21 protein-coding genes are annotated in these 20,754 nt (G+C 74.0%); 11 read left to right on the top strand and 10 right to left on the bottom strand.

Annotation, left to right across the window (positions count from 1 at the left end):
• Window positions 1–149: 149 nt before the first annotated feature.
• Window positions 150–770, bottom strand: coding sequence for a uridine kinase (locus tag ACIOC0_RS23170; protein WP_402157658.1), 621 nt, complete (start codon window positions 768–770; stop codon window positions 150–152).
• 241 nt (window positions 771–1,011) lie between these two features.
• On the opposite strand from ACIOC0_RS23170, the gene ACIOC0_RS23165 reads away from it, so the two are divergent.
• The 4 genes from ACIOC0_RS23165 to ACIOC0_RS23150 all read left to right on the top strand — a co-directional run bounded on the left by ACIOC0_RS23165 (window position 1,012) and on the right by ACIOC0_RS23150 (window position 4,843).
• Window positions 1,012–2,448, top strand: a complete 1,437-nt coding sequence (locus tag ACIOC0_RS23165) for a peptidase C39 family protein (RefSeq protein ID WP_402157224.1) — start codon at window positions 1,012–1,014, stop codon at window positions 2,446–2,448.
• A 184-nt stretch (window positions 2,449–2,632) separates the two neighbouring features.
• A complete protein-coding gene (locus ACIOC0_RS23160; protein WP_402157221.1) occupies window positions 2,633–2,776 on the top strand; it encodes an SCO1431 family membrane protein in 144 nt (47 codons plus the stop codon).
• A 107-nt stretch (window positions 2,777–2,883) separates the two neighbouring features.
• A complete protein-coding gene (locus ACIOC0_RS23155; RefSeq protein WP_402157219.1) occupies window positions 2,884–3,549 on the top strand; it encodes a TetR/AcrR family transcriptional regulator in 666 nt (221 codons plus the stop codon).
• Window positions 3,550–3,670: 121 nt separating this feature from the next.
• On the top strand, window positions 3,671–4,843 hold the full coding sequence (locus tag ACIOC0_RS23150) for an acyl-CoA dehydrogenase family protein (RefSeq protein WP_402157217.1): 1,173 nt from the start codon (window positions 3,671–3,673) through the stop codon (window positions 4,841–4,843).
• 405 nt (window positions 4,844–5,248) lie between these two features.
• On the opposite strand, the gene ACIOC0_RS23145 is transcribed toward ACIOC0_RS23150, so the two are convergent.
• Entirely contained in the window at window positions 5,249–5,686 is a 438-nt protein-coding gene (locus ACIOC0_RS23145) for a hypothetical protein (protein WP_402157215.1), read from the bottom strand.
• 274 nt (window positions 5,687–5,960) lie between these two features.
• Here ACIOC0_RS23145 and ACIOC0_RS23140 point away from each other — a divergent pair, with 274 nt between their 5' ends.
• From ACIOC0_RS23140 to fxsA, 4 genes are all read left to right on the top strand, one after another.
• Window positions 5,961–6,401, top strand: a complete 441-nt coding sequence (locus ACIOC0_RS23140; protein ID WP_130444603.1) for an Lrp/AsnC family transcriptional regulator — start codon at window positions 5,961–5,963, stop codon at window positions 6,399–6,401.
• Between the two features lie 106 nt (window positions 6,402–6,507).
• Window positions 6,508–8,124, top strand: a complete 1,617-nt coding sequence (locus ACIOC0_RS23135; protein ID WP_402157214.1) for an amidohydrolase — start codon at window positions 6,508–6,510, stop codon at window positions 8,122–8,124.
• A 609-nt stretch (window positions 8,125–8,733) separates the two neighbouring features.
• Window positions 8,734–9,618 (top strand): polyprenol monophosphomannose synthase, encoded by an 885-nt coding sequence (locus ACIOC0_RS23130; protein WP_402157212.1) that lies wholly within the window; start codon window positions 8,734–8,736, stop codon window positions 9,616–9,618.
• 46 nt (window positions 9,619–9,664) lie between these two features.
• Window positions 9,665–10,204, top strand: a complete 540-nt coding sequence (fxsA, locus tag ACIOC0_RS23125; RefSeq protein WP_402157209.1) for an FxsA family membrane protein — start codon at window positions 9,665–9,667, stop codon at window positions 10,202–10,204.
• 109 nt (window positions 10,205–10,313) lie between these two features.
• Here fxsA and ACIOC0_RS23120 read toward each other — a convergent pair whose 3' ends face one another.
• From ACIOC0_RS23120 to ACIOC0_RS23110, 3 genes are all read right to left on the bottom strand, one after another.
• Window positions 10,314–10,688: an RNA polymerase-binding protein RbpA gene (locus ACIOC0_RS23120; RefSeq protein ID WP_020128921.1), complete on the bottom strand. Its 375-nt coding sequence runs from the start codon at window positions 10,686–10,688 to the stop codon at window positions 10,314–10,316.
• A 352-nt stretch (window positions 10,689–11,040) separates the two neighbouring features.
• Complete coding sequence (locus tag ACIOC0_RS23115) at window positions 11,041–11,808, bottom strand: glycerophosphodiester phosphodiesterase (protein WP_402157208.1); 768 nt, start codon at window positions 11,806–11,808, stop codon at window positions 11,041–11,043.
• Entirely contained in the window at window positions 11,805–12,458 is a 654-nt protein-coding gene (locus ACIOC0_RS23110; RefSeq protein WP_402157207.1) for a YitT family protein, read from the bottom strand. The genes ACIOC0_RS23115 and ACIOC0_RS23110 overlap by 4 nt, the downstream gene beginning before the upstream one ends.
• Window positions 12,459–12,560: 102 nt before the next feature.
• Here ACIOC0_RS23110 and ACIOC0_RS23105 point away from each other — a divergent pair, with 102 nt between their 5' ends.
• Window positions 12,561–14,066 (top strand): PLP-dependent aminotransferase family protein, encoded by a 1,506-nt coding sequence (locus ACIOC0_RS23105; RefSeq protein ID WP_402157205.1) that lies wholly within the window; start codon window positions 12,561–12,563, stop codon window positions 14,064–14,066.
• 58 nt (window positions 14,067–14,124) lie between these two features.
• On the opposite strand, the gene ACIOC0_RS23100 is transcribed toward ACIOC0_RS23105, so the two are convergent.
• Window positions 14,125–15,693, bottom strand: a complete 1,569-nt coding sequence (locus ACIOC0_RS23100) for a hypothetical protein (protein ID WP_402157203.1) — start codon at window positions 15,691–15,693, stop codon at window positions 14,125–14,127.
• A 67-nt stretch (window positions 15,694–15,760) separates the two neighbouring features.
• On the bottom strand, window positions 15,761–15,955 hold the full coding sequence (locus ACIOC0_RS23095) for a hypothetical protein (protein ID WP_351097402.1): 195 nt from the start codon (window positions 15,953–15,955) through the stop codon (window positions 15,761–15,763).
• A gap of 261 nt (window positions 15,956–16,216) precedes the next feature.
• Between ACIOC0_RS23095 and ACIOC0_RS23090 the strand changes: the two genes are divergently transcribed.
• Together ACIOC0_RS23090 and ACIOC0_RS23085 are read left to right on the top strand one after the other, a co-directional pair.
• Window positions 16,217–16,624 (top strand): ankyrin repeat domain-containing protein, encoded by a 408-nt coding sequence (locus ACIOC0_RS23090; RefSeq protein ID WP_402157201.1) that lies wholly within the window; start codon window positions 16,217–16,219, stop codon window positions 16,622–16,624.
• Between the two features lie 310 nt (window positions 16,625–16,934).
• A complete protein-coding gene (locus ACIOC0_RS23085; RefSeq protein ID WP_402157198.1) occupies window positions 16,935–18,356 on the top strand; it encodes a HEAT repeat domain-containing protein in 1,422 nt (473 codons plus the stop codon).
• A gap of 114 nt (window positions 18,357–18,470) precedes the next feature.
• Here ACIOC0_RS23085 and ACIOC0_RS23080 read toward each other — a convergent pair whose 3' ends face one another.
• Genes ACIOC0_RS23080 through ACIOC0_RS23070 form a run of 3 tightly spaced genes read right to left on the bottom strand, consistent with a single transcriptional unit; the run spans window position 18,471 to window position 20,748 of the window.
• On the bottom strand, window positions 18,471–19,370 hold the full coding sequence (locus ACIOC0_RS23080) for a biotin-dependent carboxyltransferase family protein (protein ID WP_402157196.1): 900 nt from the start codon (window positions 19,368–19,370) through the stop codon (window positions 18,471–18,473).
• Window positions 19,367–19,993 (bottom strand): allophanate hydrolase subunit 1, encoded by a 627-nt coding sequence (locus ACIOC0_RS23075; RefSeq protein WP_402157194.1) that lies wholly within the window; start codon window positions 19,991–19,993, stop codon window positions 19,367–19,369. The genes ACIOC0_RS23080 and ACIOC0_RS23075 overlap by 4 nt, the downstream gene beginning before the upstream one ends.
• The gene (locus tag ACIOC0_RS23070) at window positions 19,990–20,748 is read right to left on the bottom strand and encodes a LamB/YcsF family protein (protein WP_402157193.1); all 759 of its coding nucleotides are present in this window, start codon (window positions 20,746–20,748) and stop codon (window positions 19,990–19,992) included. Before ACIOC0_RS23070 ends, ACIOC0_RS23075 begins: the two co-directional genes overlap by 4 nt.
• Window positions 20,749–20,754: the final 6 nt, after the last annotated feature.

Here is a 20,754-nt window from a genome sequence, read left to right as displayed (position 1 = left end):
AGCCCCCGATCACGGGGGAACAACCGGGGGCTCCGCGTCCTTCGGGCGGCTTCGATTGCCGCGCATTGAGAACGTAAGTCCTGCCCCGGCCGCCGGTCAAGCGCCGTCGGAGCAGTTGGCGAAGTTCGAGCGCAAGACCCTTCACAGGTTCACCACATCGAACGCGGGTCCTCACGGTGCGTGACACCGCGGTCCGGACCGGACCGCGCTGCGGGCCCCGGCAGCACCTCGTATCCCTCGCCCAACTGCCGTACCAGCCAATCGGCATGGGGACGCGAAGGGTCCTCGGCGACATGACGCGATTCGGCCCGGACCCAGCCGTCCCAGAACTCCCGCTGCTCCTCTCCGTCACGTGCCCGCCCGCGCGCCCAGGCCTCCTCGGGCGGCATCTCCATCCACAGCAGCCGCGCGAGGTACGGCCGCAGGGCGCGGCGGCCCGCGCCGACGCCCTCCATCAGGACCACGGGGGCCGGCGGCAGCGGCCGGGGCGGGGCGAAGCGGCGGGCGCGCCAGTCGTAGGGGGAGTAGTGCGCCGTCTCGCCCCGGCCGAGCGGCTCGATCACCTCGGCCATCAGACGCGGCGTCCACGCGAACAGCTCCTCATGGCTGGCGATGTCGTCGAGGTGCAGGACCGGCGCACCGCCGAGGGCCTCGGCCAGCCGGGCGGCGAAGGTGGACTTCCCCGATCCGGCGTGTCCGTCGACGCCCACGAGACGGACCGGACCGCAGGACGGCGGCAGCCGGCGGAGCCGGGCGGCGAGCTGGTGGATGACGGCTCCAGAAGGGCTTGTCCGGTGGCGGGCCCGAGGGGGCGGGTGAGGTGGCGCGCCTGAGGTGCGTGCGGCGTGTGCGGGGCTTGTCCGGTGGCGTACGAGTCTATTCGGTCGCTCCTTGCCGGGCCGGGCGGCGTGGCACGGGTGCGGGTGCTGGCGGGCCCGGGCGTCCGCGTTCATAGTGGGCGCACTACCGTCGTACCGGACCCGTCCCGCACCCCTGGGGAGTCTTCCGTCCATGAGCAGAGCCGAACAGCCGTTCAGCGGGACCGTCCAGGGCCCCGGCGGGACCGACCAGCTCACCCGCGCCGCCGACCGGCCCTCCCGCAGGTCCGTCCTCGCCGCCGCGGTCGTCGCCGCCGTGGCGGGCGGCTCCGGGTCCGCGGCGGCCGTCGACCCGGCCGGACCGGACACCGTGACGCCGGACGCGGCGACGGCCCCCGCCCGCCCCGTCGACTACCGGGCCTGGATCACGTACGACGACTGGCGCTCCGGCGTCGCCCAGGGCGTCCGGGCCGTCGCGGGAGACCGGCCCGGAATCGTGGTCGACACGCCGCTCGGCGTCGTGGACCACACCGACCCGCACACCGGGACCACCGCCCGCTGGGAGTACGCGACCTGGACGTCCCCCGTCCACCGGCTCCCCGTCCCCGCGACCGAGGCGATCGCCTCCTGGAACGCGAGCACCCCCGCCGGCACCTGGATCGCCGTCGAGTTCGAGGGCACGTACTCCGACGGTACGGAGACCCCCTGGTACGTGCTGGGCCGATGGGCGTCCGGTGACCAGGACGTCAAGCGGGCCTCGGTGGGCGGGCAGAGCGACGGCAAGAGCACCGTCTGGACGGACACCGTCGCGATCGACGACGCCTCCGGCGGCCTGCGCCTCGTCACGTACCGGCTGCGCCTGACCCTCTACCGTCGGCCCGGCGCGCAGACCACCCCGACGGTGTGGCGGCTCGGTGCGATGGGCTCCGACGTCCCCGACCGCTTCACCGTCCCCGCCTCCGTGCCCGGCGTCACCCGGGAGCTGGACGTGCCCCGCTACTCACAGGAGACGCACGAGGGCCAGTACCCGGAGTACGACGGCGGCGGCGAGGCCTGGTGCAGCCCCACCTCCTCGCAGATGATCATCGAGTACTGGGGCGGCCGCCTCACCTCCGGCCAGCTGGCCTGGGTGAACCCTTCCTACGCCGACCCCCAGGTCTGCCACGCGGCCCGGTACACCTACGACCACCAGTACGCAGGCTGCGGCAACTGGCCGTTCAACGCCGCCTACGCGGCCACCTTCGAGGGCCTCCAGGGCGTGGTGACCCGGCTCGGCTCGCTGACGGAGCTGGAGACGCTGATCGCGGCCGGCATCCCGGCCATCACGTCGCAGTCCTTCATCGAGAAGGAGCTGACCGGCGCGGGTTACGGCACCGCCGGCCACCTGATGACCGTGATCGGCTTCACCGCGGACGGCGACGTGATCGCCAACGACCCGGCCTCTCCGACCAACGCGGCGGTGCGGCGCGTCTACCGGCGGCGGGAGTTCGAGAACGTGTGGCTGCGGACCAAGCGCCTCAACGCCGGCGGCAAGGTCGTCTCCGGCAGCGGAGGCGTCTGCTACCTCTACTTCCCGGCCCGTCCGACGGCGGCGCAGCGCACGGCGCTGGCGGCGGTCGGCGTACGGTGACCTCGCGCGCGGCGGCTTCCGGCGCACATGGCCGGGGGCCGTTCCCGTGCGAGCCGCCGAGCCGCCGAGCCGTGTGATTCGTGTGAGCAAGCTCTCTGCCGCAAAAGCCCTTTTCGGTGGCAAGGTGGACAGATCGAGTCCGCACCCGCCCGCACCGCCAGCAGAGAGCCAGCGAAGAGACGCCATGACCGCACACATCGCGACCGCCCCCGCCCGAGCCCGCAACGGCGGACCTCAGGACGACGGCCCCAAGATCTTCGAACACGTCCTGGGGTGGACCCTCGTCGTGGTCCTCGCGATGCTCGTGGCCCAGCTCCAACTGGTCTGACCCCGGCGCGGAGTGCCGCCCTCCGCTCGGTGACCGGTGTGACCTGACCCACGCTTCGACCTGACATACTGACGTCGTCCCGCCGACCGTTGGAGACCAGGGTCGAGTTGAATATCAGTCACCAGCGCGACGCCGCCCGTCCCCGGGCGCGCGGTACCGAGCGCTCACTCGCGCGTCGCGCCGAACTCATCGCCATCGGGCGGAAGTTGTTCGCCGACACGTCCTACGACGCACTCTCGATGGACGACATCGCCCGGCAGGCGCACGTCGCCAAGGGGCTGATCTACTACTACTTCCAGTCCAAGCGCGGCTACTACCTGGCGATCATCCAGGACTCCGTCGCCGAACTGGTCTCCTTCGCGGCGAGCGGCCGGGAGCTGCCCCAGCTCGACCGGGTGCACCGCACCATCGACAGTTATCTGCGCTTCGCCGAGGACCACCAGGCCTCCTACCGCACGATCGTGAGCGGCGGCGTCGGCTTCGACGCCGAGGTGCACGGCATCCGGGACGGCGTGCGCGAGGCCTTCGTGGTCACCATCGCCGAGGGCGCCTACGGCCGCGCCGACATCCCCTCGCTGCCCCGGATGGGCCTGCTCTCCTGGGTGTGCAGCGTGGAGGGGGCCACCCTCGACTGGATCGACCGCCCCCGGGGGCTGACCCGCGACACCATGCGCGAACTCCTCGCGCGGACCCTGGGCGGCGCCCTGCGCGCGATCGAGGAACTCGACCCCTCCTTCCCCGCCCCGAAGGAGGCCCAGCGGGAGGACGCGTGAGACCGGGCCGCGCGGCCCGCGTGCGCTGACCGCCGACGCGGCCCGTCCGCCCGTGCGGCGGCGACCGCCCGCGGGCATACTCACAGCGCGAGGCCGCCGGCCGGCGAGGAGAGGAGTCACCGTGCCCGATCACTTCCCGCCGCCGGTGGACCGGCCGCTTCCGACCGACGAGGCCCGTGACCTGCTCGCACTCGTCCGTGACATCGCACGCCGCGAGATCGTCCCGACGGCCGCCGAGGACGAGGAGGCCGGCCGCTTTCCGCGGGAGCTGTTCACCCTGCTGTCCGAAGCGGGCCTGCTGGGTCTGCCGTACGACTCCGCCCACGGCGGCGGCGACCAGCCCTACGAGGTCTACCTCCAGGTCCTGGAGGAGCTCGCCGCCGCCCGCCTCACCGTCGGTCTCGGCATCAGCGTCCACACCCTGGCGGCCTACCCGCTCGCCGCCCACGGCACCGAGGAGCAGCGGGCCGCGCACCTGCCCGCGATGCTCGGCGGCGGGCTCCTCGGCGCGTACTGCCTCTCCGAGCCCGCCTCCGGCTCGGACGCCGCCTCCCTGCGCACCCGTGCGGTGCGCGACGGCGACACCTGGGTGATCACCGGCACCAAGGCCTGGACCACGCACGGCGGCATCGCCGACTTCTACACGGTCATGGCGCGCACCGGCGGCGAGGGCCGGCGAGGGATCACCGTGTTCCTGGTGCCGGGCGACGCCGGCGGGCTGAGCGCCGCGCCGCCCGAGCGGAAGATGGGACTGAAGGGCTCGCCCACCGCACAGCTCCACTTCGACGGCGTGCGCGTCCCGGACGCGCGGCGCCTCGGCGAGGTCGGTCAGGGCTTCGCGATCGCCCTGGCCGCGCTCGACTCCGGCCGGCTCGGCATCGCCGCCTGCGCGGTCGGGGTGGCTCAGGCGGCACTCGACGAGGCGGTCGCCTACGCCCGGGACCGGCGGCAGTTCGGCCGGCCCGTCGCCGACTTCCAGGGCCTGCGCTTCCTGCTCGCCGACATGGCGACCCGGATCGAGGCCGGCCGTGCCCTGTACCTGGCGGCGGCGCGTCTGCGGGACGCCGGCCGGCCGTTCGCGGCACAGGCGGCCATGGCCAAGCTGCACTGCACCGACGCCGCGATGCGGGTCACCACCGACGCCGTCCAGGTCCTCGGCGGCTACGGCTACACCGCCGACTTCCCCGTCGAGCGCTACCTGCGCGAGGCCAAGGCGCTGCAGATCGTGGAGGGCACGAACCAGGTCCAGCGCATGGTCATCGCACGTCACCTAGTGGGTCCGGAGACCCGCTGAACTGCCCCGGCCGGCGGGGCCACCAGCCGCACCCACTCCGGGTCGTGCCGCCCGGGGAGCGTGCGGCCCCGCTCGGCCCACACCCGGATCAGGTCACGGTAGATCGGCGGGTCCTGCGCGGCCGGCGGAGCCGGTGGGACCGCTCCTGTCGGCGCGGGGACGAACAGCTGGCGGTGCCGCCCGGGTGCCGCCGTGTGGGTGGGGGTCATACCAGGGCAACGCGCACCCTCGGCTCCAGGTCACGGCTCGTCAGGCGGGGGAGGCCCGCTTCCCCCGGGGGCCGGTCGCCTCACCGGGGCCGCCGTCAAAGGCGGCCGCGGGCATGCCGGTCCCGCACCACGGCGGTCTGCGGATGCCGTGGCCCGGGGCGGGGGCGGGAGTCCAGTCGGCCGGACGGGCCAGGACTCAGGCGGCCTGGCGGCGCAGCACCTGCACGCGCACGGGGCGCGAGCCCGGGCCACCGACGTGCGAGAAGGGCTGCGTACGCCAGTCGAGCCCCTGAGGGAGCGTCAACAGCAGCGCGGTGTCCCGCTCCTGGGGCTCCGCCGACGCATCCGCCGGGCGGGCCTCGGCTGCCGCGCGTCCGGTGCCGACGCAGACCGTGAGCCCGAAGGGGTTCCACGGCGAGGCGCACAGCGCGTGCTCCGGCAGGACCTCCTCGTCCGCCAGCAGCGCGATGGGCTGCGCGCAGTCCGGGCAGATCACCCGGTACATCTCGAAGGTGTCGTAGGCGTCGAACTCGTCGGCCAGGTCGTCGGGTTCGACGCCCTCCGGCTCGGGTTCGACGGCGACCGGCTGGAGCCGCTTGGGCGCGGTGCGACCAGGGCGCTTAAGACTCTGCATGGGATTCTCCCCCTAGGGCTGGGCCGTGACGGCACTGCGGCCTCGACCACAGCAAGCACTTCCCTGCACGTCTCGGCGGTAACCACGAGGAACTCACGTACCGTCGGCGTACGCTGTGGCGTTCGTCACATGCCAAGCGCAGATGCGCGTCCCCGCGTCTCTCCACATGCCCCGCTCGCGTCTCCCGCACGCCCCCGCGTTCCGTCCCGAACCGCGTATGACCTGGGCTGCATAGGTATACGCGGAGATCGGGCGCACTGTAGGTTCTTGCGCCATGGAGGAGCTGGACCGACAGATCGTGCAGCTGCTCGTCAAGGACGGGCGGATGAGTTACACCGACCTGGGCAAGGCCACGGGCCTGTCCACGTCGGCCGTGCACCAGCGGGTGCGCCGGCTGGAGCAGCGCGGCGTCATCCGCGGCTACGCGGCCGTGGTGGACCCGGAGGCCGTCGGGCTGCCCCTGACGGCCTTCATCTCGGTGAAACCGTTCGACCCCAGCGCGCCCGACGACATCGCCGACCGGCTCTCCGGCGTGCCCGAGATCGAGGCCTGCCACAGCGTGGCCGGCGACGAGAACTACATCCTCAAGGTGCGGGTGGCCACCCCGCACGAGCTGGAGGAGCTGCTGAGCCGGCTGCGCGCCCTCGCGGGCGTCTCCACCCGTACGACGGTCGTCCTGTCCACGCCGTACGAGGCCCGGCCGCCGCGGATATGACGACGCCCGGCCGCCCGGGTCCGGCAGGCCCGGCGGACGGGCCGGCCGGGCGTGCCTGACGGGGCCCGGTGCGGGGCAGGCCCGGCGAGGCGCGAGACTGGTGCCCATGAGTGAGCGCACCCCCGACCCGAAGACCGTCCTGCTCCGCCGCGGAGAGGTCCACAGCTCCGCCGACCCGTTCGCGACCGCGATGGTCGTCGAGCGCGGCCAGGTCGCCTGGGTCGGCTCCGAGGGCGCTGCCGACGCCTTCGCCGACGGCGTCGACGAGGTGGTCGACCTGGACGGCGCCCTCGTCACCCCGGCCTTCACCGACGCCCATGTGCACACCACCGCCACGGGCCTCTCCCTGACCGGCCTGGACCTGTCGACCGCGCCCGACCTGACCGCGGCCCTCGCCCGGGTACGGGACTTCGCCGCGGCCAGGCCGGGTGACAAGGTGCTGCTCGGCCACGGCTGGGACGCCTCCCGCTGGCCCGGCGGCCGCCCCCCGACGCGCGCGGAACTCGACGAGGCGGCCGGCGGCCGGCCCCTCTACCTGTCCCGCATCGACGTCCACTCGGCGGTCGTCACCACGGCCCTGCTGGACCTGGTCCCGAGCCTCGCCGCCCCTCCCGGCGACGGTCCGCTCACCGCCGACGCCCACCACGCCGTACGCGCCGCCGCGTTCGCGGCCGTGACGGCCGGGCAGCGCATCGAGGCCCAGCGCGCCGCTCTAGCCCACGCCGCCTCCCTCGGCATCGGCTCGCTGCACGAGTGCGCCGGACCGGAGATCTCCTCCGAGGACGACCTCACCGGCCTGCTGCGGCTCGCCGCCGAGGAGGCGGGCCCCCGGATCGTCGGCTACTGGGCCGAACAGGGCGCGGACGGCGTGGCGAAGGCGCGCGCCCTCGGCGCCCTCGGCGCGGCCGGCGACCTCTTCGTCGACGGCGCCCTCGGCTCCCACACCGCCTGCCTGCACGCCCCGTACACCGACGCCGCCCACACCGGCAAGGCCTACCTCGACGCCCGCCAGGTCGCGGAGCACGTCGCGGCCTGCACCGAGGCCGGGCTCCAGGCGGGCTTCCACGCCATCGGCGACGCGGCCGTCACCGCCGTCGTCGAGGGCGTGCGGGCCGCCGCGGAGAAGGTGGGCCTCACCCGGATCCGCGCCGCCCGGCACCGCGTCGAACACGCCGAGATGCTCACCCCCGAAACCGTCGCCGCGTTCGCCGAACTCGGCCTCACCGCCTCCGTCCAGCCCGCCTTCGACGCCCTGTGGGGCGGCGAGGACGGCATGTACGCCCAGCGTCTCGGCGTCGAGCGGGCCCGCTCGCTGAACCCCTTCGCGGCCCTGCTGCGCGCCGGGGTGCCGCTCGCCTTCGGCTCCGACAGCCCCGTCACCCCGCTCGACCCCTGGGGCACGGTCCGGGCCGCCGCCTTCCACCGCACCCCCGAGCACCGCGTCTCCGTGCGCGCCGCGTTCACCGCCCACACCCGCGGCGGCTGGCGGGCGATCGGGCGTGACGACGCCGGCGTCCTGGTGCCCGGGGCCCCCGCGGACTACGCGGTGTGGCGCACGGACCACCTGGTCGTACAGGCGCCCGACGACCGGGTCGCCCGCTGGTCCACCGACCCCCGTTCCGGAACGCCCGGCCTGCCCGACCTCACCCCGGGCGCCGACCTGCCCGTATGCCTGCGCACGGTGGTCGCGGGACGGACGGTGTTCGTACGGCCGGGCGAGTGATCGGGCCGCGCGGAGCGGCGAAGATCACCCGTCCGCGCGCCGCCCCGCGGACCCCGCCGCCTCCGCGCTGACCAGCGCATTGACAGAAGACCCGCAGGTGGGGCGGCTGTTGACAGCCGACGGCGGGGGGCCGGTAGGTTCGGCCGGGTCCACCACCGGACACCCCGCCGGCGAACGTTCACGCACTCGCCGCGGCGCCGCTGGGTCAGGGACGGTGCGCCCCGCCGGGCCGCCGTCACTGGGAGCCAGGCTCAGCGCCCGCGCCGCGCGCGAGGGAACTTTCCGGCCGGTCGGGGAGGTGTGACCCGGGTGGGGCCCGGGCGCTCAGTAGACAACGGCTTTAGGTCGACCCGCAGCCAGCGGGCCCCAGGTCGGCCCGAAGGGCGCCGGGCCCCCATCCGCAGCGACGCGGCACACCGCGGGCTCACCCGTACGCGTACCCTCGACCCTACGCGCTCCCTGACGGAGCCAGGGCTTCCGAAGACGCCGAAAAAGACCTGCTTTCCCCGATCTTCGGAAAACCACACCACCCTATGAAAGGTCCCGCCATGTCATCGCAGGCGGCGGCCACTATGGTGGTCCCCTGCGTACGGACTCGAAGGGGCAGCAGTGAACGACGGCGACGGGACTCTCGCGGCACGGGACCGGGGGAGGAAGTTCGGCCCGCTCGGCCTGGCCTTGGTGATCATTCCGACCTACAACGAGGCGGAGAACATCAAGGGCATCGTCGGCCGGGTGCGCAAGGCCGTCCCCGAGGCCCACGTCCTCGTGGCCGACGACAACAGCCCCGACGGCACCGGCAAGCTGGCCGACGAACTGGCCGCCGCGGACGACCACGTGCGCGTGCTGCACCGCAAGGGCAAGGAAGGCCTCGGCGCCGCCTACCTCGCGGGCTTCCGCTGGGGCCTGGACAACGGCTACGGCGTACTGATCGAGATGGACGCCGACGGCTCCCACCAGCCCGAGGAGCTGCCCCGGCTGCTCACCGCGCTCAAGGGCGCCGACCTGGTCCTGGGCTCCCGCTGGGTACCGGGCGGCCGGGTCGTGAACTGGCCCAAGTCCCGCGAGATGATCTCGCGCGGCGGCAGCCTGTACTCGCGCCTCGCACTGGACCTCCCGCTGCGCGACATCACCGGCGGCTACCGCGCGTTCCGCCGCGAGACCCTGGAGGGACTCGGCCTCGACGGGGTCGCCTCCCAGGGCTACTGCTTCCAGGTCGACCTCGCCCGGCGCGCGGTCAAGGCCGGCTTCCATGTCGTCGAGGTGCCCATCACCTTCGTCGAGCGCGAACTCGGCGACTCCAAGATGAGCCGCGACATCCTCGTCGAGGCGCTGTGGCGCGTCACGGCGTGGGGCGTGGGTGAACGCGTCGGCAAGATCGCGGGCAAGCCCGCCAGAACCGGCAGGCCGGCCGTCCCGCAGCGTCCGCAGCCGTCGGCGAGCGACGAGGCGAAGGACCCGGCGGCGTCCGAGAAGCCGCACAGCGACGGCTGATCGTCCCCTTATGCCGCTCTGAGCCGGGTCCAGGCACACTGGGACCATGACGACTGGCGCTCCGACCCCCGCGTACTCCGTACAGCAGCCCGTTCAGCAGTCCCGGCCCCGGCGCTCCCGGCTGCGGACGTTCCTGCCCCTGGGGTTCGCCGCGTGGCTGGTGCTGGAGATCTGGCTGCTGTCCGTGGTCGCGGGCGCGGCCGGCGGGTTCGCGCTCTTCGTGCTGCTCCTCGCCGGGCTCGTCCTCGGCGCGGTGGTCATCAAGCGGGCCGGCCGGCGCGCCTTCCAGAACCTGAACGAGGCGATCCAGCGCGGCACGGCCCCGACGCGGGGCGGCGGCAACGGTCTGATGATGCTCGGCGGCCTGCTCCTGATGATCCCGGGCCTGGTGTCCGACGCGGCGGGCCTGCTCCTGCTGCTCCCGCCGGTCCAGAAGGCCGTCGGCCGCTACACGCAGCGCACCGTGGACCGCAAACTGCGCGACGCCGGCTCGGGCGTCCTGGGCGACGCCTTCCAGCAGGCCCGCATCCACCGCCCGGACGGCAAGGTGGTCCAGGGCGAGGTCATCCGGGACGACAACCGCTGAATCCGGGGGCTCGCCCTCCGGCCGCAGCGGACACACGACGACCGCGGGCGCCGCACATCCTTCGGATGTGCGGCGCCCGCGGGCGTTATGTCTTTCCGCCCGCCCAGGGTCAGGCGGACTTGCGGCTGTCGCGGGGATGCACCGCCAGGTTCATCGCCCCGGACCGCAGAACGGCGAGCCGCTCCTCGAGGACCTCTTCGAGTTCCTCGCGGGTCCGCCGCTCCATCAGCATGTCCCAGTGCGTACGCGCGGGCTTGGCCTTCTTCTCCTCAGGGCCGTCGCCGTCCACGAGGAGTGCAGGGGCACCGCAGACCTTGCACTCCCACTCCGGCGGGATCTCCGCCTCGACCGAGAAGGGCATCTCGAAGCGGTGCCCCTTCTCGCATGCGTACTCCACGGCCTGGCGCGGGGCCAGGTCGATGCCGCGGTCCGTCTCGTAGCTGGTCACCACGAGGCGCGTGCCGCGAAGAGCTCGCTCACTCATGAATCGTGCCTCCCGGGCTTGTCGCCCACAGGACAGGTGTCGCTGTCGTCGTCATCCGGTCAACGTCCGGTCGGCGGTAAAGATTCCCGTTCCGTGTCCCGTTCCGGGTCATGCGTCGCCGTCGTAGCCGCAGCCTTGTCAACCATTGCAGTACCCACAGGCGCCCGGTTTGTCACATCTGAAAGCAGATGTCACCCAGCGTTTCGGCATCTTTGACGCGCGGTAACGGTACGCCGTGCAGGCCAAACGCGTACACTACCGCCCTTTGGCGTTGAGCGCTAAATCTTCTCGGGTACCGGTTTCCCCGCGCCGGTGATCGCATGCCGCGACAGCGGCCATGACGCAGCCCGGGTCAGGCCCACACGCCCCGCTCCTGCATGACCTCCCGCAGCGTGTCGATGTGATCGGTCATGATGCCGTCGACGCCGAGATCCAGGAGCCGGTGCATCCGGGCCGGTTCGTTGACCGTCCACACGTGCACGTGCAGCCCGCGCGCGTGAGCCGCGCGCACGAGACGGCGGTCCACGACCGGGATGCCCGAGCGGGTCTCGGGCACCTGCGCGGCCACCGCCGAGCGGCGCGGCGCCGTGGGCACGCCCCATGACCGCAGCCGCAGGCCGATCACGCCCCGGGTGCCGTACGAGGTCGCCAGGCGCGGTCCGCCCAGCCGCTGCGCGCGCAGCACACGCGCCTCGGAGAAGGAGCCCACGCAGACCCGGTCCCAGGCGTCGGCCCGCGCGATCAGATCGAGCAGAGGGCGCAGCGCGGGCTCCGCCTTGAGATCGACGTTCCAGCGCACCTCGGGGAATGTCTCCAGGAGTTCCTCGAAAAGGGGGACCGGTTCCGCGCCGCCCACGCGCGCGTGCCGCACCTCGGCCCACGGCAGCTCGGCGATGCGGCCCGCCCCGTCGGTCACCCGGTCCAGCGTCGCGTCGTGGAAGGCGACCAGCCTGCCGTCCTGCGTGGTGTGCACGTCGGTCTCCATGTAGCGGTAGCCCGCCTCGGCCGCGCGCCGGAACTGCGCCGCGGTGTTCTCCAGACCGTCCGCGGCCCCACCGCGGTGGGCGAAGGGGATGGGCCCAGGATGGTCGAGGTACGGGTGGCGCAGGAGGACGGTCACGGACGCAGTATCGCTCCACGGGGTGCCCCCGCGGCAACGATCGTGCTGCCGGCCGGTGCCGTGGGCACGTCGAACACCCGCAGGAAGAACTGCGCGAGCGGCCCGATCGACAACGCGTACAGCAGGGTGCCGACGCCCACGGTGCCGCCGAGGAGGAAACCGGTCGCCACGACGCTGATCTCGACGGCCGTGCGGATCATCCGGATCGAGTGGCCCGTCCGCCGGTGCAGTCCCGTCATCAGTCCGTCGCGCGGCCCCGGCCCGAAGCGCGCCGCGATGTAGCTGCCGGTCGCCGCGCCGTTCAGGACGACCCCCGCCACCAGCATGGGCACGCGGACGGACAGACCGTGCGCCTCGGGGATGACGGCGAGCGCCCCGTCCATCACGATCCCGATGACGATCACGTTGGACACCGTGCCGAGCCCCGGGCGCTGCCGCATCGGGATCCATGTGAGCAGCACGATCACGCCCACGATGATCAGGACGGTGCCGATGGACAGGCCGGTGTGCGCGGCGAGCCCCTGGTGGAGCACGTTCCACGGCTCCAGCCCCAGGCCGGACCGGACGAGCATGGCCGAGCTGATGCCGTACAGCGCGAGGCCGGCGTACAGCTGGACCAGTCGTCGGACGAGATGGTGGCCGTTGCTCAACAAGTGGTCCCCCTGGTGGTGGTAGTGGCCTGACTCATGACACTCTGTGGCGGGGAAGGAAACTCCATCCATGGCCAATTCGGAGAAGGTGGACTGGTAATCGTGGCGCAGTGGACCTCCGCGGTAGGGGCCGCGCAACTGGCGCGGCTGCTCAACTCCCAGCAGGACCGTCCGGCGGGCCCCGGCACGCGTCGCCCGCCCGCCTACCGCGCCCTCGCCGACGGCGTCCGGCTGCTGGTCCTCGAGGGCCGCGTCCCGGTGGCGGCCCGGCTGCCCGCCGAGCGGGAGCTCGCCCTGGCGCTGTCCGTCAGCCGTACGACCGTCGCCGCCGCCTACGAGGCGCTGCGCGCGGAGGGCTTCCTGGAGTCCCGGCGCGGAGCGGGCAGCTGGACCGCCGTCCCGGCGGGGAACCCCGTCCCCGCGCGCGGGCTCGAACCCCTGCCGCCGGAGACGCTGGGCTCGATGATCGACCTGGGCTGCGCCGCCCTCCCGGCCCCCGAGCCGTGGCTCACCCGCGCCGTGCAGGGCGCGCTGGAGGAGCTGCCCCCCTACGCCCACACGCACGGCGACTACCCGGCGGGGCTGCCCGCGCTGCGGGCGATGATCGCCGAGCGCTACACCGCGCGCGGGATCCCGACCATGCCCGAGCAGATCATGGTGACGACCGGCGCCATGGGCGCCATCGACGCGATCTGCCATCTGTTCGGCGGGCGGGGCGAACGCATCGCCGTCGAGTCGCCGTCGTACGCCAACATCCTCCAGCTGATGCGGGAGGCCGGGGCCCGGCTGGTCCCGGTCGCCATGGCGGAGGGGCTCACCGGGTGGGACATGGATCGCTGGCGGCAGGTCCTGCGCGAGGCCGCGCCACGCATCGCGTACGTCGTCGCCGACTTCCACAACCCCACCGGCGCCCTCGCCGACGAGGACCAGCGGCGGCGGCTCGTGGAGGCGGCCCGGTCGGCGGGGACGGTGCTGGTCGCCGACGAGACGATGACCGAGCTGTGGCTCGACGAGGAGGCGGCCGCCGCCATGCCGCGCCCGGTGTGCGGCTTCGACCCGGCCGGCTCCACGGTGATCACCGTCGGCTCGGCCAGCAAGGCCTTCTGGGCCGGGATGCGCATCGGCTGGGTGCGGGCGGCTCCCGACGTCATTCGCAGCCTGGTCGCCGCGCGCGCCTACGCCGACCTGGGCACTCCGGTGCTGGAACAGTTGGCGGTGAACTGGCTGTTCAGCACCGGGGGCTGGGAGCAGGCCGTGGAGCTGCGGCGCGGTCAGGCCCGGGAGAACCGGGATGCGCTGGTCGCCGCGGTGCGGCGGGAGCTGCCGGACTGGGAGTTCGAGGTGCCCCACGGCGGGCTGACGCTGTGGGTGCGGGCCGGCGGGCTGTCCGGATCGCGGCTCGCCGAGGCGGGGGAGCGGGTCGGGGTCCGGGTGCCGTCCGGACCGCGCTTCGGGGTGGACGGCGCCTTCGAGGGCTATGTGCGGCTGCCGTTCACCGTGGGGGGCGCGGTGGCCGACGAGGCGGCGGCACGGCTGGCCGCGGCGGCCCGGATCGTGCAGAGCGGGGGGACGGCGGGCGGGGAGGCCCCGCGCACGTTCGTCGCGTAGACGGGGCCCGGCCCGGCCGGTGGGGTAAGGGTGCGGGCGGCGGGCCCCGTCCGTATCCCTACGAGCTCTCCAGGGCCACGGCCTCCGCCGGGACCGGCAGGGCCTCGGCGTCCGCCGGGGTCGAGCGGGGCGGCAGCAGGTCGAGGACCGCCTGCCGGTGGGCGTCGCTCGTCGCGTCGTCGTAGGGGTCCGGGGTCGCCGGTACCTGGAGGCGGTGCACCGGTCCCGCGCCGAGCCGGGCGTAGCCGCGCCCGGGCGGGACGTTGTCGACGGGAGTGGTGTGCGCGGGCGCGCCGAGGATCGCCTCCAGCTGCCTGCCCGAGGCGGGTCCGAGGACGACACGCGCGCGCGTGTGCTGCCGTACCGCTTCGCTGAGGGCGTCCAGGTTGTCGAACTGCTCGGCCACGACCACCGTCACCGAGGCCGCGCGGCCGTGCCGCAGCGGGACCTGGAGGAATGCCTGCGGGTCCTCGCGGCCCTCCGCCTCGGCGAGGTGGGTGAACGCGGTGGGGCGGTCGAGGAGGATCCACAGCGGGCGCTTGACGTCGTCCGGCGGGGGGTTGCCCTCCTGGCGGGCCTGGTTCGCGGCGATCAGCCGGCGCTCCGTCTCCTGGGCGGCCCATTCCAGGCCGGCCAGCGCACCGGCGAGTGCCACTTCGACGCCCAGGACGCCGTCCCGGCCGGCGAGACAGGCGTACTCGCCGGTGCCGCCGCCCTCGACGATCAGGACGTCGCCGTACTGGAGGGCCTGCAGGGCGAGGGAGCGCAGCAGGGTCGAGGTGCCGCTGCCGGGCCGGCCGACGGCCAGGAGGTGGGGCTCGGTGGAGCGGACCCCGGTGCGCCAGACGACGGGCGGTACGTCCCGCCGCTCTTCGCCGTGGCCGAGGGGCAGGGTGCGCAGGACGTGGTTGGGGTCGGTGAAACCCAGCACCGTCTCGCCGGGGGCGGTGACGAAACGCTGGGCGGCGATGTCGGTGGGGAGCGGGGCGAGGACGCGCAGGGTGAGTGTGTTGCCCTCCTCGTCCCAGTCGAAGAGGTACTCGCGGCCGCGGCCCGACTTGGCGGCGAGGAGGTGCTCCACGCGCGCGCGTGGCTCGGCCTCGCCGTCGGGGAAGTACGCCGGGTAGTGGACCGCGAGGTGGGCGACGCGGCCGGACCCGTCGAACTCGTACTCCGGGAAGGCCTTCTCCCAGTCGCCGCCGTGGGCGTACAGGGGAGCGGGGTCCTCGGCCGTCGAGAAGTACGGGACGAGGGCCTCGTACAGCGACCGGAGCCGCTGGGTCTGCGACTCGTCGGGGCCTTCGGGGACCGGTGGGGTGCGGTCCCGGCCCTGCCAGGCCGCCGCCGCCATCAGGGTGATGACGGCGAGCAGCGGGCCGTAGGGGACGAGGGCCACCACCAGGACCACCGAGGCCGCCAGGAACAGCAGCGGACCGCGCCGGTCCTTGGGGGTCTCGGCCCACTTGAGCCGACCGGCCGCGGCCAGCCGGCGCAGACCGCGGGCGACGGTGATCAGCGGGTGCAGGATGTCGGTGGCGCTGTCCGCCGCCGTCCGGGCCAGCTCCCGGCTCCGGGCGATCTGCGCGCTGCCTGTGCTCAGGATGCGGGGGAGGGGGCGCCGGGCCACTGCGGTCTCCTGGAGGTGGGGGAGGACGGATCGGACGGCGGGGACGGGGCGGCGGAGCCGGGCGGCGTCAGAACTTGATGCCGCCCAACAGTCCGGCCAGGCTCTCGCCGCCGGCCTTGATGCTGGGGGCGATGGCCGTGCTGGCCAGGTAGAAGCCGAACAGGGCCGAGACCAGGGCGTGCGACGCCTTCAGTCCGTCCTTGCGGAAGAACAGGAAGACGATGATGCCGAGCAGGACCACACCTGAGATGGACAGGATCATTTGGGCTCTCCTGGTTCGTGGGGACAGTCACCATGAGTACTTCCAGGATCACAGGATGTGTCTATACGATTAAAGGTGCAAATGGATGAATTCTGGGAGTTTTCGCCCGGTCGGCGGAAGTCCCGACGGGGTGCCTGAGCAGCGGAGTTGCGTCGAACGGGTCTCGCGCTGATCTTCGCCTCTCGCGCGGCCCGTCATGTGCCGGGCGAGCCAGTACCCTGGCGATTCACCTGAACGGCTGTGACGAGAGGCGGTCCGACGATGACCGAAGCCCCCGACCCCGAGGTCGTGGAGCTGGCGAGCAAGATCTTCGAGCTGGCCCGCCAGGGACAGACGGAGACGCTCGTGGCCTACGTCGACGCGGGCGTTCCGGCCAACCTCACCAACGACCGCGGCGACTCGCTCCTGATGCTCGCCGCCTACCACGGCCACGCCGAGGCGGTACGGGCTCTCCTGGCCCGCGGCGCCGAGGCCGACCGGATCAACGACCGAGGCCAGACCCCGCTCGCGGGAGCCGTCTTCAAGGGTGAGGCGGAGGTCGTCAAGGCCCTCGTCGAGGCCGGCGCCGACCCGACCGCGGGCACCCCCTCGGCCGTCGACACGGCCAGGATGTTCGACCGGGCCGAGCTGCTCGAACTGTTCGGGGGGCACCGCACCGGCAGCCCCTGATCAGCCGGAACGAAGTTCCCGACCGGACAGGACGACGAACACGGGGGAGGCGGTACGAGGCCGCCGGAAATATCGGTCGCGGCAGGCAGAACAGCCGGGTCATCATGACGTCGTGATTCACGGACGCGACGGATGGGCAGGTGTTGCCGCACCGCGCGGGCCGTGACACGGTCCGCATGGGCCACCGACGAGAGGCAGAGAGAGATGGTCTACAACAAGCAAGAGGCGGCGGGCGCCCCGACGTGTTGTCACGTGGCCAGGTAACGCGTGTTCCCCGGTTGCGTCGACGCTTGATGTGAGGCTGTTTCCCATGTTCGATCCGGTCATAGCGCCCAGCGGTACGCTGCTCGGCCTGCTGCAGCGGGGCCGTGGCGACGGCACGCTGCACGCGCTCACCGCGCCCCGCCGAGAGGCGCTCGCGGCCCTCAACCACTGTGTGCTGCGCGATCCCCGCCACGACTGGCAGGTGGAGAACCGCTCCCTCTACTACGCCCGGCTCTTCCTCGACCTCGGCGGCGAGCTGGACGAGATCGAGGCGCACCTCTTCGACGTCGAGGACGCCTTCGACGCCGAGGAGTCCCGCACCGGCCTCGCCCTGGCCGTCCTCGGCCATCTCGCCTCCTACGGCAGGCGGGACGCCCTGGAACTGCTGCGCCGGTACGCCGCCTCGGGCTCCAACTGGGCCTGGGCCCTGGACGAGCTCGCCCTGCGCGACGACGACGCCGGGCTGCGCGCCCTGGCCGCCCCGGTGCTCGCGCGGTTCGCCACCGACGCCGAGGGCGAGGCCGAACTGGTCGTCGCCGTCCGCGACGCCTTCGAGCCGCGGCCGTGGCGGCTGTGGGCGGAGGACCCGCGCGAGTACGTCTCCACGCGGGTGCGTGCCGCCCAGGAAGCCGGTTCCTTCGACCGGTGGCAGCGGCAGATGAGGCCCACCGGGCCGCGGCCCGGCTGGAGCGTCCAGGCCGTCTTCGACTGGGCCCAGCAGGGCCTGGACCGGGGCGCCGCGCTCCATGTCCCCGCGGCCCGATGTCTGGCCGCGGTGGCTGGCCCAGAGGACCGGCCGGAGATCGTGCGGGCCGCACGGGACGGCGGCGACGGCGCCCGGTGCACCGCCCTGCGCTATCTCGCCGACAGCGACGATCCCGGCGCCCTCGACCTGATCGAACGGGCCGTCGTGACGGGCTCGACGGCCGTGGTGGAGGCGGCCGTCGACGCCTTCGAACGCATGCGCGTTCCGGTCGCCGTGGACCGCGCCCGCGGCTGGGTCCACCGGCCCGACGCCCTCGGCGCCGCCGCCGGCCGTGTGCTCGCCTGCCGGGGCGGCGCCCACGACGGCGACCTCGTCCTCGGCGCCCTGCGCGAGGCCGTCCGCGGCGAGGGCTGCGACGCCCCGACCCTGTGGACCCTCGTCGACGGCGCCGGGCGGCTCGGCATCGCCTGCGCGGCCCCCGTGCTGCGGCACATCTACCGCGAGACCGCCTCGTCCCATCTGCGGGGCCGCTGCGCCCGCGCACTCGCCGCCACCGACCCCTCCTTCGCCGCGGGCTTCGCCGTCGAATGCCTGTGGGACTGCGAGGAGACCACCCGCGAGATCGCCGCCCGGCACGCCGAGACCGGCGACGCCCGGGTCGTCGAACGGTTGCGCCGGCTCGCCGCCGACCCGGCCGAGGAGGCCGAGGTGCAGACGGCCGTACGCAGCAGGATCGGCCCGGACGCGGCCTCGGCCATGTGACGACGGACCCGACGGCAGGGCCGATCGGCGGACGTCCGTCCGCAGGGTGAACGCGCGGTGACCGGCAGGCCAGGCGGAGATGGACGCCGCCCGGCCCGCCGGAAGCCCGGGGCTCTACCGGGCCCCGGTCGTCCGGAGCGCGGCGAAGCGGGGGCGGAACGCCACGAAACGCGTCGGCGTCCCCGGCACCGCCTGTGCGGCACGGGCCAGATCGGGCCGGTGGACGACACCGATCACCGGGTAGCCCCCCGTGGTCGGATGGTCGGCCAGGAAGACCACGGGCCTGCCGTCCGCCGGCACCTGGACCGCCCCCAGCACCATGCCCTCGCTGGGAAGCTCCCCGGCCCTCGCGCGCTCCAGCGCCGGCCCCTCCGTGCGCAAACCGATCCGGTTGCTCGACGCCGACACGCGGTACACACGCGTGGTGAACGTGCGCATCGCCTCCGGGGTGAACCAGTCGTCGCGCGGGCCCGGCGTCACCCGCAGGACGAGCTCGGCGGGCGGCGCCGGCTGCGGGGCGACGTCCACGCGTGTGTACGGGGCGGGCGGTGGCCCCAGGGGCAGTACCGCGCCGTCTGTGAGGGGTGCGGGGCCCAGGCCCGAGAGCAGGTCCGTCGAACGGCTGCCGAGGACGCGCTCCACGGTGACGCCACCGCCCACGGCCAGGTAGCCGCGCAGCCCGGCGAGGGCGGGCCCGACGTCCAGCAGCGCCCCGGACGGCACGTGCACCGGCGCGCCCCAGGCGACGGGCCGGCCGTCCACCGTGACGGCCGAGGGCGCGCCGCCGACGGCCACGGTGACCGGGGAACGGGTGCGGACGGCGCAGCCGTCGAGCGTCGTCTCCAGCACGGCCGCGTCCGGCGGGTTGCCGACCAGCCGGTTGACGAGCGCCGCCGCCGGCGCGTCCAGCGCGCCCGAGCGGGGCACACCCAGATGCGCGTGCCCCGGACGGCCGCGGTCCTGGACGGTGGTGAGCGCCCCCGCGCGGACGACGGTGAGCGCGCGTTCGGTCATACGGCGCCCCCTTGGCCCGCCGGGACGAAACGCACCCGTGTGCCCGGTGTGAGCAGCGCCGCGGGCACGCGCGTGTGGTCCCACAGCGCCGCGTCCGTGGTGCCGATCAGCTGCCAGCCGCCCGGCGACGAGCGCGGGTACACGCCCGTGTACGGCCCGGCCAGCGCCACCGAGCCCGCCGGGACGGCTGTACGCGGAGTGGCCCGGCGCGGTACGTCGTAGCGCGTCGGCAGGCCGGTGAGATAGCCGAACCCGGGGGCGAATCCGCAGAACGCGACCCGGAACTCGGTGGCTGCGTGGACCCGCGCCACCTCACGCTCCGGGACGCCCCAGTGGGCGGCCACGTCGGCGAGGTCGGGGCCGTCGTAGCGCACCGGCAGCTCGACCACCGCGCCCGAGCGCGGGGGAGCCGGCGGGACGGCCGCCGAGGTCAGTTCGCGGGCCCAGCGGACCGGGTCGGTCAGGCCGTCGAGGAGGACCGTGCGCGCCGCGGGGACGATCTCGCGGACGACGAGCGAGCCCTCCGCTCGGCGCCGCAGCAGCTCCGCGTGCAGGGCCTGGGCCTCCTCGCCCGAGGCCGCCTCGAGGAGCAGGGCGTTCACGCCGACGGCCAGCGCCCTCATGCGAACGCCTCCACCCGTACGCCCGACTCCTCCAGCCGCCGCCTGACCCGCCGGGCCAGCTCCACCGCGCCGGGCGTGTCGCCGTGCACGCACAGGGAACGCGCGCGTACGTCGATGCGCGGCCCCGCCAGGGAGACCACCGTGCCGGACCGGGCCAGCTCCACCGACCGCTCCACGACGGCGTCCGGGTCGGGGACCACGGCCCCCGCGAACCCGCGCGGCACGAGAGTGCCCTCGTCGGTGTAGGCGCGGTCCCCGAACGCCTCCGCGACGGCCGGCAGGCCCGCCCGCGCGGCGAGCTCCAGCAGACGGGAGCCGGGCAGCCCCAGCACGGGCAGCGAGGAGCCGGCGAGGAGCACGCCGGCGACGACGGCCGCGGCCTGCTCCTCGTCGCGTACGACCCGGTTGTAGAGCGCGCCGTGCGGCTTGACGTACGCCACGCGGGCGCCCGCCGCCCGCGCGAAGACCTCCAGTGCGCCGATCTGGTAGGCCACCTCGGCGGTGAGTTCGGCCGGCGGCACGTCCATCGCGCGCCGCCCGAACCCGGCGAGGTCCCGGTAGGAGACCTGCGCGCCGATCGTCACACCCCGCTCGGCCGCCAGCTCGCACACCCGCCGCATGGTGGGCGCGTCCCCCGCGTGGAAGCCGCAGGCCACGTTGGCGCTGGTGACCACGGACAGCAGACGTTCGTCGTCGGTGAGCTGCCAGCGGCCGAAGCCCTCTCCGAGGTCGGCGTTCAGGTCGATGACGGTCATGTCTCC

Origin of the sequence: Streptomyces sp. NPDC088254 (genome assembly GCF_044740925.1) — a bacterium.
In the GTDB taxonomy this organism is placed as follows: Bacteria; Actinomycetota; Actinomycetes; order Streptomycetales; family Streptomycetaceae; genus Streptomyces.
This window is presented reverse-complemented; position numbering and strand designations above follow the sequence as displayed.

Bases quoted from the DNA above. Each gene is read 5' to 3' on its own strand.
- ACIOC0_RS23080 (WP_402157196.1), bottom strand. From the start codon at position 19,370: ATGACCGAACGCGCGCTCACCGTCGTCCGCGCGGGGGCGCTCACCACC.
- ACIOC0_RS23095 (WP_351097402.1), bottom strand. From the start codon at position 15,955: ATGATCCTGTCCATCTCAGGTGTGGTCCTGCTCGGCATCATCGTCTTC.
- fxsA (WP_402157209.1), top strand. From the start codon at position 9,665: ATGACGACTGGCGCTCCGACCCCCGCGTACTCCGTACAGCAGCCCGTT.
- ACIOC0_RS23145 (WP_402157215.1), bottom strand. From the start codon at position 5,686: ATGCAGAGTCTTAAGCGCCCTGGTCGCACCGCGCCCAAGCGGCTCCAG.
- ACIOC0_RS23165 (WP_402157224.1), top strand. From the start codon at position 1,012: ATGAGCAGAGCCGAACAGCCGTTCAGCGGGACCGTCCAGGGCCCCGGC.
- ACIOC0_RS23075 (WP_402157194.1), bottom strand. From the start codon at position 19,993: ATGAGGGCGCTGGCCGTCGGCGTGAACGCCCTGCTCCTCGAGGCGGCC.
- ACIOC0_RS23120 (WP_020128921.1), bottom strand. From the start codon at position 10,688: ATGAGTGAGCGAGCTCTTCGCGGCACGCGCCTCGTGGTGACCAGCTAC.
- ACIOC0_RS23085 (WP_402157198.1), top strand. From the start codon at position 16,935: ATGTTCGATCCGGTCATAGCGCCCAGCGGTACGCTGCTCGGCCTGCTG.
- ACIOC0_RS23090 (WP_402157201.1), top strand. From the start codon at position 16,217: ATGACCGAAGCCCCCGACCCCGAGGTCGTGGAGCTGGCGAGCAAGATC.
- ACIOC0_RS23140 (WP_130444603.1), top strand. From the start codon at position 5,961: ATGGAGGAGCTGGACCGACAGATCGTGCAGCTGCTCGTCAAGGACGGG.
- ACIOC0_RS23160 (WP_402157221.1), top strand. From the start codon at position 2,633: ATGACCGCACACATCGCGACCGCCCCCGCCCGAGCCCGCAACGGCGGA.
- ACIOC0_RS23135 (WP_402157214.1), top strand. From the start codon at position 6,508: ATGAGTGAGCGCACCCCCGACCCGAAGACCGTCCTGCTCCGCCGCGGA.
- ACIOC0_RS23070 (WP_402157193.1), bottom strand. From the start codon at position 20,748: ATGACCGTCATCGACCTGAACGCCGACCTCGGAGAGGGCTTCGGCCGC.